We start from the raw sequence: 14816 nt of genomic DNA, 5'->3' as shown, positions 1-14816 counted from the left end.
TAAACACCACCGTGTCCATTAAAACTGATAGGTCAGGAGGTTGCAAGTCCTTAAATGCTAGGACAACCGGGAGGTTTTTCGAGAACACTTTCAGGTAGAGCGCGCTTGGATGCCTTATGATGTCTTACTGCGCTCCTGCAGCTTCAAGTTGAAAGGACGCGGCCAAACCCTCGTTGAACGGGCTTCCAGTCGGGGGATGCTTTTTCTGCGGGTCCATGCGGGATCAGAAGAAGTCGGCCATTCTTTGGGGGCGCGGTTACGGAGAGAGCCTTGCCCCGTGCCTCGCTCCGACGGCGTTCGATCAGAAGGATCCTGTGAAGGCGTTCTCGGAAAGGCTCTGAGGAAGGACTTGTCAGGACCAAGGCGCGGGAGTAGAAACGCGAAGCGTTGCCACGGCGTTGGGGGGGTATTGGTGTCCGAATCCATTTTGGCGAGGTGTGGTTGAGCTTTGATGGATCTTTCCATCGTCATCCCTGTATACAATGAAGAGGAAAACGTTCAAGAACTGGCTTTCGAGGTGAAAGAGGCTCTGGAGCCAAGCGGCTTGCGCTGGGAATGCTTGTGGATCGACGATGGATCCACGGATGGCACGTGGGATCGCCTGCTTGATGTGGCACAGGGGAGGAGCTCCGGACATCACCGCTTGTACGGCCTGGAACGCAACACCGGGCAATCGGCAGCTTTATGGGTGGGGTTCCAAAGATGCCGAGGGCGCCTCATTGCCACCTTGGACGGCGACGGCCAGAACGATCCTCGAGACCTTCCGCGCCTAGTAGCGTTGCTTGATCATGACGGGTACGATTTTGTCCAAGGGTATCGGGCCACGAGACACGATTCCTTAAAGCGGCGAATAGCGTCCCGCATCGCCAATGGGTTTCGAAACTTCTTTACGGGGAAATCCGTTCGAGATGTGGGCTGTTCCACACGGGTTTTCCGGCGTGAATGCCTTCCGTATCTGCCCCCTTTCAAAGGCTTGCATCGGTTTTTGCCCACCTTGGCGATGTATCAAGGGTTTCGCCTCACGGAGATGCCCGTCCGTCACAGACCAAGGCGACGGGGTATCGCCAAATACGGCATTTTCGACCGTCTTTGGGTCGGCATCTTGGACCTTTTCGGTGTGTGGTGGCTGCGCCGGCGGGGTTTTCGATGCCGATTGGCACGCACATATCCGAAACAGGAACCCCTATGACACCAGAAAAGATTTGGCTGGGCATTGGATTTTCTGCCCAAGCTCTTTTTTCCGCAAGGTTTTTGATTCAATGGATCGCCAGTGAAAAAGCCGGACGCAGCGTGGTTCCCGTGGCCTTTTGGTTTTTGAGCCTTCTCGGGGGCGCTCTTCTGCTCGCATACGCCGTGTGGCGACGGGATCCGGTGTTTATCCTCGGCCAAGGGACAGGACTGATTATTTATAGCCGAAATCTTTATTTTATCCATCGTGAAAAGCGGGCAAAGCAAGGGGCGCACCGTGGATGAACCGAGGAGCGGCAAGGGATTGCTCTGGTGGGCCGTGCTGTGCGCTGTGATCGGAACCGTCGCCTTTCAAGGAAGCCGTGGGTTGTACGAATCCACGGAAGGCCGATATGCGGAATGTGCTCGCGAAATGATCGTTTCGGGGGATTACCTTCGACCCACACTGGATTTCGCCCCCCACTGGACGAAACCTCCTTTCACCTATTGGGCCATCGCTTCCGGTGTCAAGGTCCTGGGTCGCAACGCATGGGGCGCGCGTGCCTTTCTGGTACCGACCTTTGTGCTGACGGTTTTTGCCGTCTATTGGCTGGCCCGGCATTTGTGGGACAGGTCCAAGGGTGCTCTGACAGCGCTGGTTTATGCCACCATGTGGGGACCGGTGGGGGCGGCTTCAACGATCAACGCCGACTCCCTCCTGACTCTTTGGGAAACCCTAGCCCTAGCCTGTTTTTGGTGGGGCGTGCGATCGCGTCGGGAATATCCCATTATTTTGATGTGGCTTTTTTGGGGTCTCGCCTTTTTCACTAAAGGGCCTCCGGCCCTACTGCCGCTCTTGGCTGTCGTGGCTTTTCGAATTCTCGTGCGCGATGACACGGTGTGTTCCGTAAGGTTCTTTGTTCCGGCCGGGGTCGGACTTGGGCTGGCGGTGGGTTTGTGGTGGTATCTTTGGGCTGTTGTCCGCTATCCAGGACTTCTGACTTATTGGCTGAAGCACGAAGTCGTTAGCCGAGTGGCCACGGATGAATTTCGTAGGTATGCAAAATGGTATCATTTGTTCACCGTGTATTGGCCATTTTTGCTAGGGGGCTCTTTGCCCTGGCTTGCCGTGGTCGGATGGATCGATCGCGCAGGTCTTTGGGAATCGCTTCAATCGGTGCGGCGTGGAGGGCCTCGAGGCATTTGGGAAAGGGTCACGTCGACTCTAAAAAACACGTCCGCTCCGGCTCTCTTCTTATCATGTATTTTTTTCATTCCCCTGTTTGTCTTCTCTATCAGCCGCTCCCGGTTGCCCCTTTATGTCCTGCCCCTTTGTGTCGCCGTTAGTTGCCTGCTGGGTTGGAAAATCGCCTGCCTGGTCGATCGGGGCCGGCTCAATCGACAACACCTTCTGCGTTTGGCTTTGGCGGGCACGGCGGTGGTTGTTCTAGGAAAAGGGCTGATGGCTCATTGGCCTTCCAAGCGCGATATGGGCGCAGTGGCTTTGGCTCTTCAGGCGGCATGGCCGGAAAAGGAAAGTTCGGACCGAGCGCCGCTCTATCTTGTCTCAAAGGCTCCGTGCTATGGCCTGCAGTTTTACTGGGGAGATCCGGTGATCCGCGTGCATCCCAAGTGGCAAGCAAAGCCATCTCCGGGGCTCCTGCCATTATCCAGTTTGACCAAAAATGGCGGCACTCAAGCCACCGGGCTTTCTTCGGGAAGAAAGATTCTGACACGAGTTGAAAACGGCCCTGTCTTGGAAGAACAGTTTCGGCAAGAGGGCTATCAGGTCATTTCAAAGGCATTGACTCGGCATTGGAAACTCCTTGAACTCACCCCATAGCGTGTCACCGCCCTGGCGTGAAAGGTTCATTGGCCCGGCACGTATCTTGACTCTTTGAGCTTGTCCCTGGATCAATCTTTCCCCTCATTGCGCATGAACCCGCACATAATCTTCAAGCCCAAGGACGTTACACGAGTTTGTCAATTTCAAGGGGGCAAAGGAGGGCTTTTCTTGGTCACTCTTATTGAACTGCTTGGAGTTCTTATAGTGGTCTACCGAAGCCACTAATTGTAATAGCCGGTTATTTGAGCCTATCGATGCGGCCTCCACCAACATGGCACAGGGAACCGAACCATGGCCGCATCGACTTTTCCCATCAGCGAAGCGGAACTCAAAGAATGGATCGCCCAGAGTGTGGCCGAAGTCTTTCGGGAACGGGCAGATGAGCTGATTGCTCAAAAGCTTGCCGCCTTTGTCACCGAAAACGAACGCCGTGCCCGCGAACTGGCCCTTATGAAAAGGGGTGTTCGCGTGGAAGAGGAACTCAAGGACCTTCGAGAAGTCCAGATGGCCCACTTCCAGGCAACCGAAAAGCGTTTCGAAGCCATGGACAACCGCTTGAAAAAGATCCGCATGCCGCCACGAGCTCGCACCCCACGAACAAGCGTATCGGTCAGGCGCCTGTTCGAGAATGCGAGTGGTGGGCACATGTAGTCTTGTAACTCGGCGAAATTGCCAGGGCCTCGAAAAGGATGGATAAGAGGCTCATGGGCCGCTGGGCTCGTGGATCTCCGTGGATTAGTTTGCAACGGGCAGAATCAAAAACCAGGGATAGTTTCTTACTGAAAGGGACAGAGACGGGGATTCGCGTGTTGGTCATCGACGATGACCGGGAGTTGTGCGCGCTTTAAGAAAAATATCTTGAACCCTTCGGCCTCTCTACCACCAGTGTTCACGGTGGTGAGAATGGGGCTCGAGCCCTGGAAGACCACCCTTTCGACCTGGTCATTCGTGATGTCATGTTGCCGGGGCGGGATGGACTGGAGATCGTGAAAGCCCTTCGATCTCGAAGTAATGTGCCGGTCCTCATGCTGACGGCCCGAGGTGAAGAAGTGGACTGGATCATGGGGCTGGACCTAGGCGCGGATGATTACTTGCCCAAACCCTTCAATCCTAGAGAGTCTTTGGCCAGGCTGCGGGCTCTACTTTGTCGGACGCACCGATCCTGTACGAGTGGCATCTCGGAAGCCTGCCAAGAGTCCGCAGGAGGGGTGGAAACGCTTGTGGTGGGTGATGAGTCCTTGTCGCCGTCCATACGCACCGTGGTCTGCGCCGGAAAAATGAGTCCTTTGACCAGCGTGGAGTTTAAGCTCCTGGAAGTTTTCCTTCGCTGTGTAGGTCCCATGGTTTCCAGGGAAGATCTGGGCAGCGAAGCACCCTCAAGGGGGGGGCTTTGTGTCACCATGCAATGAGCCTCCGTATTGCCTCCCAAGGCGCCGATGCGCTAAAGAAGCGCGTCCGAAAATGGGTTTTCTCAGGACGTCTTAGACATGCCGCCGGTCTGAAAGACGGGCTGGTCAACCCATCGATCTTCGTCGGTACCAGTACCAGACGGACGGATGGCCCTTTTCTTCGCCGATCACGTAGCGTTCCCGAGTAAAAGACGCATCGAAGAGAGCCTGCACCTCATCCACGGAAATACCCCACATGCTGCCGCGCCACGGGCGAGGAAGCCAGGCGTAGAGCATATACCAGCCCTGGGAAGCGCAGAGCCGTTCCAATTCCTTGGCGTATCGACGACGATCCAGGTTGTTCAAAGCGAAAAGGCAACCGATATCCAGGACGTAATCATAGGGGCCCTGAAGCATGGAAAGGTTGGTGACGTCGGCGACAAGAAAATGGACGGAAAGGCCGGCGGAAGCCGCCTTTTGTCGTGCCCTGCGAATGGCTCTGGGCGAAAAATCCACCCCGGTCACCTTCCAGCCGCGCCGCGCTAGGGTGATGGCGTTGGTCCCTGTGCCGCAGCCCAGGTCCAAGGCTCTGCCCGGAGGGGTTTGGGCGAGAAATTCCATGACTTCAGGGGGCGTGATGCCCGTATCCCAAGGTGTTTGCCCTCGAAGGTAGCGCCATTCAAACCCCCAGCGGCTTCTCAGAAGCCGATCCCTCAACCGTTGCCACATTGGGTGCCTCCTGCATTCAGTTTGGGTTCTTCACAACGAGTCAAGGCTGTGCCATAGTGCGTCGGCGTGCTTCGGGCTTTGTGCATAGCATGAACTGTGGAGGAAAGGAACAGCTCGTGTTGGTTTCCAAATGGGCTTTTGTTCTGGCGGCTCCACACAGCGGTTCGGGAAAAACGACGGTGACGCTTTCGATTCTGGCGGCGTTGCGGCGTCGAGGTCTCAAGGTACAGCCCTTTAAGGTGGGCCCGGATTTTATCGATCCTGGGCTTCATCGCCGGGTGACCGGAGAGATTTCTCGAAATCTGGACGGCTGGATGCTTTCCCGGGAAACCAATCGGGCCATCTTTCGGCGATGGATCGCCGCGGCGGACGGGGCCGTGGTGGAAGGCGTGATGGGCCTTTTTGACGGCTACGACGGCACGACGGAAGCCGGAAGCACGGCCGAAATGGCCAAATGGCTCAATATTCCCGTTGTCTTAGTCGTGGACGCCCGCAGTATGGCTCGAAGCGTTGCGGCTCTGGTTCAGGGCTTTTGCTCTTTTGATCTCGATCTTCGCTGTGCCGGGGTTCTCTTTAATCGGGTCGGCAGTGACGCTCATCTGGCATTCCTTCGAGAGGCCATGACGGCCCACCTGCCACACATTCCCGTTTTGGGAGGTTTTCCTCGAGAAGAATCCTTGCGATTGCCTGAAAGGCATCTCGGCCTTGTGACCGCCGAAGAAAGTCCATTCGATGCGAAGGACCTGGACCGCTTGGCGCACTTTGCCGAAACGCACATGGATCTGGATCAACTGCAGCAGGTGACCCAGGTGACCCTGAATGAACCTGGAGCGCCCGCGAAAACAAATACGCCTTCGCCCGACTTTGTCGTACCGGGCACCGCCGCATCATCGCTTGGGCTGCATGGTTCCGACAAAACGCTCGAATGCACCACTCAAGAGAGCCGCCTCGTCGCACACGCCGACACCCGAGGCGGCCTGTGGAAAGGCCGAAAGCCGGTGATTGCCGTGGCCCGCGACGCGGTCTTTTGCTTTTATTACCAAGATAACCTGGACCTTTTGGAAGCCTATGGGGCTCGGTTGCGTTTTTTTTCTCCACTGGCCGGGGAAACGGTGCCAGACGATGCGGCGGCGCTCTATCTAGGCGGCGGGTATCCGGAAGAGCATGCCAAAACTTTGCGGCGCAACGATCGCTTTTTTGCAGATGTTCAAAAGTTTGCCCAATCGGCTCGGCCCATATACGCCGAATGCGGTGGCCTGATGGTGCTCAGCCGCCATATCACGCTGGTCTCCGGGGAAAGAGTGCCCATGGCCGGGATTTTGCCTTTTGGGACGCGCATGCTTTCCAGGCGAAAAGCGCTGGGCTATGTGGAAGTGGTGCTGACCCGTCCGTGCCTTCTGGGCGAACCGGGAAGGCATGTGCGCGGTCATGAATTCCACTACTCAGAAATCGATGAGGCCGAAGGGTGGCAAGGGGCCTACTCTTACTGTTATCGGCTCAGAGCGCGAAAATACCGTGAGGAACAAGACGAGGGCTACCAGGTGGGGTCGGTTCTCGCCAGTTATGTCCACCTTCACTGGGGCAGCGCTCCGCAGGCAGCGGCCTGTTTTGTGGCCGCCGCGGCAAAGGCCTTTCGCTCATGAAGTTTCCACGAGCCAAGACTCTCATGTTTTTAGGAACGGGATCCGATGTGGGGAAAAGCGTGCTGACAGCCGCCTTTTGCCGCATTTTCAAACAAGACGGCTATGCTGTTGCACCGTTTAAAGCTCAAAATATGGCGCTCAATTCCTTTATTACGCCCGAAGGCGGGGAAATGGGGCGGGCTCAGGTCGTACAGGCGGAAGCCGCCGGTATCGAACCGCACGTGGACATGAACCCTATCCTCCTTAAACCCACCTCGTCCATGGGCTCCCAAGTGATCGTGCTGGGTCGTGTGGTGGGTAACTTTTCCGCCAAGGAATATTACGCCTACAAGAAAGATTTGGTTGCCGTGGTTCGGGAAGCCTTTGAACGGCTTGCGAGCCGCTACGACCTAGTGGTCTTGGAGGGAGCTGGAAGCGCCGTCGAACTGAACCTCAAAGACCATGATCTGGTCAACCTGGCCATGGCCCGCATGGCTCAAGCCCCCTGCCTTCTCGTGGGTGACATCGATCGTGGTGGTATCTTCGCGTCCCTTTTGGGTTCCTTGATGCTCATGGAGAAGGAAGACCAGGAGTTCATTGCCGGCTTCATCGTCAACAAATTTCGCGGGGATCCAGACCTGTTTCGACCCGGCGTGCGCATCCTTGAAGAACGGTCAGGTCGACCGGTGCTCGGTGTTGTGCCTTATTTTCAGCATATCGTGGTCCCGGAAGAAGACAGTGTGGCTCTGAACCGGCGCATGGCCCAAAGTTTGGACGAAAAAGAATCGTTCAAGCGATGGCGCATTGGCGTGGTGCGGTTGCCATATATCTCAAATTATACGGACTTTGATTGTCTGGAGCGGGAGCCGCGGCTCCAGGTGGTTTATTTCGACAGGCCGGCCGATGTTTTTTTGTGCGACGCCGTGATTCTTCCGGGAAGCAAGAACACTATCGAAGACATGCTGGCCTTGGAACGATCCGGTATGGCTGACGCGTTGCGGGCGTACCATAAGGCGGGCGGTGTTCTGGTGGGGATTTGCGGCGGGTATCAAATGCTGGGTCGACGCATCGTAGACCTTCAGGGTGCGGAAAGTCGCGTGCAGGAGGCTCAAGGGTTGGGGTTGTTGCCCATGACCACCGAAATGGCCTCCAATAAATTGACATGCCAAGCCGTCGCCCGTCTTCGCCTGCCCAATCCTTTGAGCTCGGACGATCTGTTTCCCCTTTACGGTTATGAAATCCACATGGGCCGATCCCGGTTTGCCGCCGATGCCCCAGCGCGGGCGCTTTTGGAGGTGGTGCGCCGCAATGGGCTCGAGGTGCCTGAGCATGAAAGCGCCGATGGTGCCTGGACCGATGACGGGCGGGTGTGGGGCACTTACCTTCATGGCATTTTTGACAACGACGCCTTTCGCAACCGGTTTGTGGCTTTCCTGGCCGCTCGAAAAGGATTGGCCACAGGGGGCGCGGGTTCGGAATTTTTTCGTTTTTCACAATGGAAGGGAGAGCAATATGATCTGTTGGCGGATTTTGTTCGCCGCCATTGTGACGTGGACCGCATCTACCGCATCATGGGTTTGAAATAAGGATCGCGATCCTTGGCAGGGCTCTCTTTTTCCCCTCTATCCCTTGTAGCGGCGTTTGTCGCGGACCTTCTTTTGGGAGACCCGCCGACATGGCCGCATCCCGTGCGTTGGATCGGGCGTGCGGTGGAAGAGGCCGAGCCTTTTTTCTACAAAGATTCCAGTACACCGGCGATACAGCGGTTGCGAGGGGCCCTTTTTTGGAGTTTTCTCGTTGTCGGGGTCGCGGCCTGTGTCGTTCTTTTGCTCAAAGCATTCTCTTGGGTTCATGAGGATTTGGCAATCCTGTTCGGCCTCTGGTTGGCCTACACGACCTTGGCGACTCGAAGCCTTTATGAGGCCTCCAAGGCCGTGGCGGACGCTTTGAACGCGGGGCGGCTGGATGAAGCTCGCCGGCATCTCTCCCACATCGTGAGCCGCAACACAGAGCATTTGGACGAGGAAGGCATTTGGAGAGCCCTTGTGGAAACGGTCTCCGAAAATTTTTCCGACGGCATCCTGGCTCCCCTCTTTTACTTGGCTTTCGGCGGACCCGTAGCGGCCGTGCTTTATAAAACGGTGAACACGCTGGATTCCATGGTGGGCTACAAGAACGACCGCTACCTGCACTTTGGATGGTGGGCGGCGCGCGCCGACGACGCTTGGAATTGGATTCCTGCGCGGCTGAGCGCCTTGGTGCTTTTGGCGGCCGGGGCCTTGTGCGGTTTGAATTGGCGCCGAGGTTGGGCGGTGGTGTGGCGCGATGCTCGAAAAACCGCAAGTCCCAATGCAGGGTTTCCCGAAGCGGCCGTGGCCGGGCTTTTGGGTGTCATGCTGGGAGGTCCGGCGGTCTATTTCGGCGAGTCTGTCATGAAACCCACCTTGGGGGATGCTCTGGAACCTGTGAGCCGTAAAGTTTACCAGCGCATGATGCGATTGGTTTTTGTGGGCGCAATGCTGGGGGCGGTGTTGGCGACGGTTGTTCGCTTCGCCATGAACACATGAGGAGCCCGGTGTGATGGTGCAGGAACAAAACGGCAGCTTGGACATGCCCATGCATGGCGGTAATGTTTTTGAAACGGCGCGAAGACTGGGATGCGCGCCGGAAGACCTCCTGGACTTCAGTGCCAGCATCAATCCCCTGGGACCTCCTGAAGGGCTCTTAGACGTTCTGGTTCAGACCTTTCGGCACCTGCAACACTATCCGGACATTGCCAACAAGGCCCTGGTGGATGCCCTTGCCCGGCGCTTTCATCTGAATCCCGATCAAATCGTTGTAGGGAATGGATCGACAGAACTCATTTACCTTCTTCCCAAGGCGTTGGAAGTGTCCCGAGTGCTGGTGGTGGTGCCCACATTCAAGGAATATGTGAAAGCCTTTACCCTTTTTGGATGCCACGTGCATTTTTGTGTTGCGGAAGCGGCCTACGATTTTCAGCCCACAACCCACCAACTCCGCCACGCCATAGAAACTTTTCGGCCACAGGCTCTTTTGGTGACGCACCCGGCCAGCCCCTGCGGAACCTTGATCCCCCAGGATGTGCGGTGGTTTCTCTTGAAGGAAACCTGTCCTCCACAGATGATGCTCCTGGTGGACGAAGCGTTTGTGGACTTTTGCGAATACGAATCTTTTCTGCCGGTTCTGAAAGAGCACGAGAACCTGCTGATCATTCGATCCATGACCAAGTTCTACGGCATTCCGGGATTGCGCTTAGGGTACGTGGCCACCTCCCCGGCATGGGCCGCACGCCTGCGACGCCATGTACCACCATGGTCTGTGAACACCTTGGCCCAAGCTGCAGGGGTGCATTGTCTGCAGCACGACGACTATCGTCAAAAAACCGTGGATCTGGTTCACACGGAACGAAAGCGCTTGAGTGAGGCTTTGGCCCGAATCTCTGGGTTCAAGGTGTTTCCGTCCGCTGCCAACTATGTGCTCGTGCGCCTCGACCCCCGCCTGGCCACGGCCGCCGCCCTCAAGGAAGAGCTCCTCAAGCGCCATCGCCTGCTCATTCGGGATTGCAGTAATTTCGATGGCTTGACGCCGCACGACTTTCGCGTGGCCGTGCGGCTTCCTCACGAAAACGACCGCCTCATTGAGGCGCTCACCCAGTGGCGCCGAGCCCACGACCACCCTGCGTGATCCCGATTCGTGAAGGGCGCCGTATGGGCGGTGCATCTGCTATATTTTTTAGGGATGACCCTCATGGTACGCCAACCTGCGAACTCGGTCGTCAACAAGAAAAAGGTCTACGGGATCCTGCCGCGAAGATGAGATATTTCAAGACTTTTAATTCAACGGGTTGATTTGCTGGTAGCAACTGGCGGCTTGTTGGTGCTTGCAAAGGAGCCAGACTCAAAATAATGCTCTCGCGGGCTAACAGCGCGTTACCCCGGACGGCAATGCCAGCGGAGCTTCAGAGCCGCTGTGGACTGAGTTGACAGGCCCGCCATGGTGACAAGTCGCGATAACACTGCATAGGAGGTGAAATGTAAGAACTATTACGGCAGTGGTTGAAAAATGTCCTGGCACGGGGATGTACGTCGCCTATGTGCCCGGCTTTCCAGGTGCTCATACACAAGCAGAAATACTGGAAGAACTGCGAAGGAATCTTCGCGAAGTCTTAGAAATGCTGCTTGAAGATGGTGAGCCATCACTTAAAGCTGAGTTTGTCGGAACTCAAACGGTTGTGGTTTCCTGACGATGGGAAAGCATCACGTTCTGAAGCCTCAAGAAGTCGTAACTATCCTGGAGAGGCTGGCCTTTTTTGAGGCGCGTCAAAAGGGGCCTCATAGGCAATATCGGCATCCAGATGGACGCAAATCAACAGGGCCGTTTCACAAAGGGCGGGATATCTCACCCGATTCTATTACAGCAGATCGCTAAGGACATCGGGCTCAGTGTAGAGAGTTGCTGAAGTACAGGTAAAGACCATTGCCTTGTGAGGAATGCGCTTAAAGATTTACTGAAGCCTCCTCCTTCGGCGAAGAGGCATAGATTCCATAGCGGAGATTACACCTCTTCCTTGAGGAAATGGGTGTGGTACTCCTTGTCGGTTAAATGTTTTCGAAGAATGTGGGAGAGCATGTCAAAAAGTTCCGCCATTTCACGGTCCGAGAGGCGGGGGACGAGGATGTTTAAGAGACCGTCGTCTGAGAATTTTTGCAGGTAAACCATAAGGGATTTTTCATCCACGTCCCGAGAAAACCCAAAAGCCACCATGCCGTCATAGTTTTCCACAAAGCGGTGGGAATGTTTTGGGCTCATAACGCCGTGCCTCCCTTGCGTGCCCTTCACGCCAGATCGTTCATGTAGTAATCGAGTCCAAAATGGGTGATCTGCTCCTCGCCCATAAGGTAGCGCAAGGTATTTTTGAGCTTCATCAGCTGAATGAACAGGTCGTGTTCGGGATACAGTCCTTCTCGATGCATGGGGCTCTTAAAGTAAAAGGAGAGCCATTCCTGTATGCCGTACATGCCGATGCGCTGGGCCAGGTCGGCAAAAAGAACCAGATCCAGGCACAGGGGCGCCGCCAGAATGCTGTCCCGGCACTGAAAATCCACCTTGATCTGCATGGGATAGCCCATCCAGCCGAAAATATCGATACAGTCCCAGCCTTCCTTGTTGTCTCCGCGAGGCGGATAGTAATTGATAGTCACCTTGTGGTAGTAGTTCTTGTATAAGCTGGGGTAGAGTTGCGGTTGCAGAATATATTCAAGAACCGAAAGTTTACTTTCTTCCTTGGTCTTGAAGGAGTCTTTATCGTCCAAAACCAGACCGTCCCGGTTGCCCAAAATGTTGGTGGAATACCACCCTTCCAGGCCCAGCATGCGGGCTTTGAGTCCGGGGGCCAGAATGGTTTTCATGAGGGTCTGGCCGGTCTTGAAGTCCTTGCCGGCGATGGGGACTTTCTTTTCCTTGGCCAGGGTCACCATGGCGGGAATGTCCACCGTGAGGTTCGGCGCCCCGTTGATAAACGGGATGCCGCTTTCCAGAGCTGCCAAGGCGTAGATCATGCTCGGGGAGATGCGCGGGTCCTTGTTCTCCACGGCCTTGAGAAAGGCCTCCAGGGATTGGTGCGGTTCTTCCGGTTTGAGGTAGACTTCCGTGCTGCCGCACCATATCATGACGCATCGGTCGATGCCGTGGGCCTGCCGAAATCGCTCAATGTCTTCCTTTACGACTTCCGTGAGGGCTCGAAGGCTGGATCCCGGTTTGACGTGGTTGCCGTCCAGGTTCTTCACGAAGCGGCGGTCAAAAACCGCTTTCATGGGCTGAATGGTTTCCAGAAAATCCCGAATGGGCTCCAGATGTTCCCTTCGCAGCACCTTGGCAAAAAGAGCCGCCTCATACCCGTTGGCTTCGTAGATGTCCCAGCCGGCAAAGACGAGGTCGTCCAGGGAAGCCAGAGGCACAAAATCCTTGATGCGCGGAATGCGATATTCATCACGTTTGCCTAATCGAATGGTGCCCATTTGTGTCAGAGATCCGATGGGTTCCGCAAGGCCGCGACGGACAGCTTCCACGCCCGCAACAAACGTGGTGGCCACAGCGCCGCCGATTCCAGGAATGAGCACGCCGAGTTTGCCGCGGGGTGCTTCGATGTCCCCTTTGCGCTTCAGCTCTTTTTCCAGCACCGTTTCCCTCCGATGTTTGCCAAAAGTCCTTGGCCGACGACGGTTGTCGCATGCGCCTCATGGCTTGATGGCGCTCAGGCGCTCTCCTATAGGCCTCGGTCTGGTAGGGTGTCAAGACAAAGGCCGAGTGTCGGGCTTACCTCCCTCCAGAGCCAGAAGGGCCTTCTTGATGTGGATTCCCCACGAGTAGCCGCCCAGGGATCCGTTTCGAGCGACGACACGGTGGCAAGGAACCACGATGGCTGTCGGGTTTCGTCCGCAGGCTTGGCCCACGGCACGGGCTCCTTGCGAAAGGCCCAGGCGGCGCGCAAGGTCTCTATAGCAGACAGTGGTCCCGAATGGAATGCGGCACATTTCCTTCCAGACCCTGAGCTGAAACGCCGTGCCGAAAATCCAGTCTAGAGGCACATCCGGGTGTTTGCCCGAACCAGCGAAATAGGCTGCCAAGGCTTCGCGGGCCGCCAATGACACGTCATTGGGTTGCCACAGGACTCTTGTGCCGGGCAGCAGGCGGTGGACATGGGTTTTGGCGGCTCGTTGCACTTCCATGGGTGGAACCTTCGTGGCCATGCTTTTTTCGTCCCCGGCCAACATGTGGCAGGCGCACAGACCTTTGGGTGTGGCCGCCGTGAGTATCCATCCCCAGGAAGGAAAAAAGAAAAGGTCGCCCCAGAGGTCAAGCATGCGCTCTAAGCCTCGTCCAACAGAAAATCCGTGAGGTAAGGATTGGTTTCCATTTCCCGACCGATGGTGGACGTCGGCTGATCGCCGTAATCGTGCCCGGGCCAAACGAGGGTATCGGGAGGCAGGCGTGTGAGTTTGCGAAGGGATTCCAGGAGTTGCTCAAAAGAGGCGCCGGGAAGATCGGTGCGTCCTACGGCGCCCACAAAAAGGGTGTCACCGGTAAAAAGGTTGCCGTCAATGAGGAGGCAACACGCGCCGGGGGTATGTCCCGGCGTGTGAATAAACTGCATGGTCAAGGACCCAAAGCGCAACGTGTCGCCATCCTGAACCCGCACATCCGCCGGAGGACTGATGGAAAAGCCCATGGCTCGAGCAAAAGCCTGGTTTTCCGGCAATTGAAAGAAATCGTCATCCAGAGCGTGCATGACGATGGGAGCGCCCGTGAGTTCCTTCATGCGCCGATTGCCGCAAGTGTGATCCGCATGGCCGTGCGTGTTGACAATGAAGCGACAAACGGCTTTATTGGTTTGAAGCCATGCCGCCAGCTCCTCTTCATTGCCTGCGGGATCGATCAGAACGGCATCTCCTGTCGCCTCGTCCATCACGAGATAGCAAAAGACCTCCATTATGCCGACCGGCTTTTGTAAGATTTTCATGGCCTTCCCCCTGCAACGCGAGATACGCGCACCAGCACCACAACCCCCGGATGCTTTGAGCCCTGCAACGCAAAGGTAACTAAAATGGCTCAGGACGGCTCGAAAGTCAAAAGATCTTCACAGACTTTTTGTTCTTGCGGGGGTACGCATAACGGCCTTCCCAGACAATTGTACGTGCTGGAGTGCTTGGCGCAGCCCGGGCAGACCGGTGAGGTGCCACGCGAAGGCCTTGTGGGGTGTTGGAGGGAACCACCCTTCGTCTATTGCTTTTACGATCGCCAGGTCACGGACCTCGTGGAGGCGGATCTTGCGGTCAAAGGCTTTCACGTCACCGGCCGCTATGAGATGAGCTCCGCGCAGTGGCAACCCCGGCCCGGTCCATGGACGACCGTGGGCCCCTTTTGCATTGTGTGTCCCTGCCACAAGAAGGACGTGCCTCTAACCCATGCCCTGCCCATTGCCCTTCATTGCTGCGGCTCGGCTAGGCGCACAACAGGTCCTGGCTCTGGATGTAAATCCCCTGG

General features: G+C 56.3%; 15 protein-coding genes and 2 pseudogenes. 12 read left to right on the top strand and 5 right to left on the bottom strand.

Translation table 11 applies throughout. From position 1 onward, the window contains the following. Positions 1 to 451: 451 nt before the first annotated feature. The 5 genes and pseudogenes from ACUVSA_RS09870 to ACUVSA_RS09850 form a co-directional block, all read left to right on the top strand. A complete protein-coding gene (locus ACUVSA_RS09870; RefSeq protein WP_445892462.1) occupies positions 452 to 1189 on the top strand; it encodes a glycosyltransferase family 2 protein in 738 nt (245 codons plus the stop codon). Continuing rightward, positions 1186 to 1473 carry a lipid-A-disaccharide synthase N-terminal domain-containing protein gene (locus tag ACUVSA_RS09865; protein ID WP_445894678.1) on the top strand — a complete coding sequence of 96 codons (288 nt, stop codon included), beginning with the start codon at positions 1186 to 1188 and terminating at the stop codon, positions 1471 to 1473. Before ACUVSA_RS09870 ends, ACUVSA_RS09865 begins: the two co-directional genes overlap by 4 nt. Next, positions 1466 to 3010: an ArnT family glycosyltransferase gene (locus ACUVSA_RS09860; protein ID WP_445894677.1), complete on the top strand. Its 1545-nt coding sequence runs from the start codon at positions 1466 to 1468 to the stop codon at positions 3008 to 3010. Before ACUVSA_RS09865 ends, ACUVSA_RS09860 begins: the two co-directional genes overlap by 8 nt. A 294-nt stretch (positions 3011 to 3304) precedes the next feature. Further along, positions 3305 to 3664 carry a hypothetical protein gene (locus ACUVSA_RS09855; RefSeq protein ID WP_445892465.1) on the top strand — a complete coding sequence of 120 codons (360 nt, stop codon included), beginning with the start codon at positions 3305 to 3307 and terminating at the stop codon, positions 3662 to 3664. Positions 3665 to 3879: 215 nt separating this feature from the next. Further along, a pseudogene (locus ACUVSA_RS09850) lies at positions 3880 to 4422 on the top strand (response regulator transcription factor); the annotation flags it as partial. Between the two features lie 105 nt (positions 4423 to 4527). Here ACUVSA_RS09850 and ACUVSA_RS09845 read toward each other — a convergent pair. Further along, the gene (locus tag ACUVSA_RS09845) at positions 4528 to 5130 is read right to left on the bottom strand and encodes a class I SAM-dependent methyltransferase (RefSeq protein ID WP_445894676.1); all 603 of its coding nucleotides are present in this window, start codon (positions 5128 to 5130) and stop codon (positions 4528 to 4530) included. Positions 5131 to 5246: 116 nt separating this feature from the next. On the opposite strand from ACUVSA_RS09845, the gene ACUVSA_RS09840 reads away from it, so the two are divergent. The 6 genes and pseudogenes from ACUVSA_RS09840 to ACUVSA_RS09815 all read left to right on the top strand — a co-directional run bounded on the left by ACUVSA_RS09840 (position 5247) and on the right by ACUVSA_RS09815 (position 11232). After that, positions 5247 to 6773 (top strand): cobyrinate a,c-diamide synthase, encoded by a 1527-nt coding sequence (locus ACUVSA_RS09840; RefSeq protein ID WP_445894675.1) that lies wholly within the window; start codon positions 5247 to 5249, stop codon positions 6771 to 6773. Continuing rightward, positions 6770 to 8338, top strand: coding sequence for a cobyric acid synthase (locus ACUVSA_RS09835; protein ID WP_445894674.1), 1569 nt, complete (start codon positions 6770 to 6772; stop codon positions 8336 to 8338). Before ACUVSA_RS09840 ends, ACUVSA_RS09835 begins: the two co-directional genes overlap by 4 nt. A 12-nt stretch (positions 8339 to 8350) precedes the next feature. Then, positions 8351 to 9319 carry an adenosylcobinamide-phosphate synthase CbiB gene (gene cbiB / locus ACUVSA_RS09830; protein WP_445892346.1) on the top strand — a complete coding sequence of 323 codons (969 nt, stop codon included), beginning with the start codon at positions 8351 to 8353 and terminating at the stop codon, positions 9317 to 9319. 13 nt (positions 9320 to 9332) lie between these two features. Then, the gene (gene cobD, locus ACUVSA_RS09825; RefSeq protein ID WP_445894673.1) at positions 9333 to 10457 is read left to right on the top strand and encodes a threonine-phosphate decarboxylase CobD; all 1125 of its coding nucleotides are present in this window, start codon (positions 9333 to 9335) and stop codon (positions 10455 to 10457) included. Positions 10458 to 10815: 358 nt separating this feature from the next. Further along, on the top strand, positions 10816 to 11016 hold the full coding sequence (locus ACUVSA_RS09820) for a type II toxin-antitoxin system HicB family antitoxin (RefSeq protein WP_445894723.1): 201 nt from the start codon (positions 10816 to 10818) through the stop codon (positions 11014 to 11016). Between the two features lie 2 nt (positions 11017 to 11018). Continuing rightward, a pseudogene (locus ACUVSA_RS09815) lies at positions 11019 to 11232 on the top strand (type II toxin-antitoxin system HicA family toxin). Positions 11233 to 11327: 95 nt separating this feature from the next. Here the strand turns inward: ACUVSA_RS09815 and ACUVSA_RS09810 are convergent. From ACUVSA_RS09810 to ACUVSA_RS09795, 4 genes are all read right to left on the bottom strand, one after another. After that, the gene (locus tag ACUVSA_RS09810) at positions 11328 to 11582 is read right to left on the bottom strand and encodes a cytoplasmic protein (RefSeq protein WP_445892344.1); all 255 of its coding nucleotides are present in this window, start codon (positions 11580 to 11582) and stop codon (positions 11328 to 11330) included. Between the two features lie 26 nt (positions 11583 to 11608). Further along, entirely contained in the window at positions 11609 to 12952 is a 1344-nt protein-coding gene (locus tag ACUVSA_RS09805) for an inositol-3-phosphate synthase (protein WP_445892343.1), read from the bottom strand. A 111-nt stretch (positions 12953 to 13063) separates the two neighbouring features. Further along, positions 13064 to 13501: a methylated-DNA--[protein]-cysteine S-methyltransferase gene (locus ACUVSA_RS09800; RefSeq protein ID WP_445894672.1), complete on the bottom strand. Its 438-nt coding sequence runs from the start codon at positions 13499 to 13501 to the stop codon at positions 13064 to 13066. 140 nt (positions 13502 to 13641) lie between these two features. Then, positions 13642 to 14292, bottom strand: a complete 651-nt coding sequence (locus ACUVSA_RS09795) for an MBL fold metallo-hydrolase (RefSeq protein ID WP_445892341.1) — start codon at positions 14290 to 14292, stop codon at positions 13642 to 13644. 84 nt (positions 14293 to 14376) lie between these two features. Here ACUVSA_RS09795 and ACUVSA_RS09790 point away from each other — a divergent pair. Next, positions 14377 to 14816, top strand: a 440-nt coding sequence (locus ACUVSA_RS09790; RefSeq protein ID WP_445894671.1) for a hypothetical protein, incomplete at its 3' end; no start/stop codon positions are given.

The sequence above is a fragment of the Desulfosoma sp. genome, from assembly GCF_052743555.1.
The sequence above is the reverse complement of the archived record's forward strand: the minus strand, read 5'-3'. Positions and strand labels throughout refer to the sequence as shown.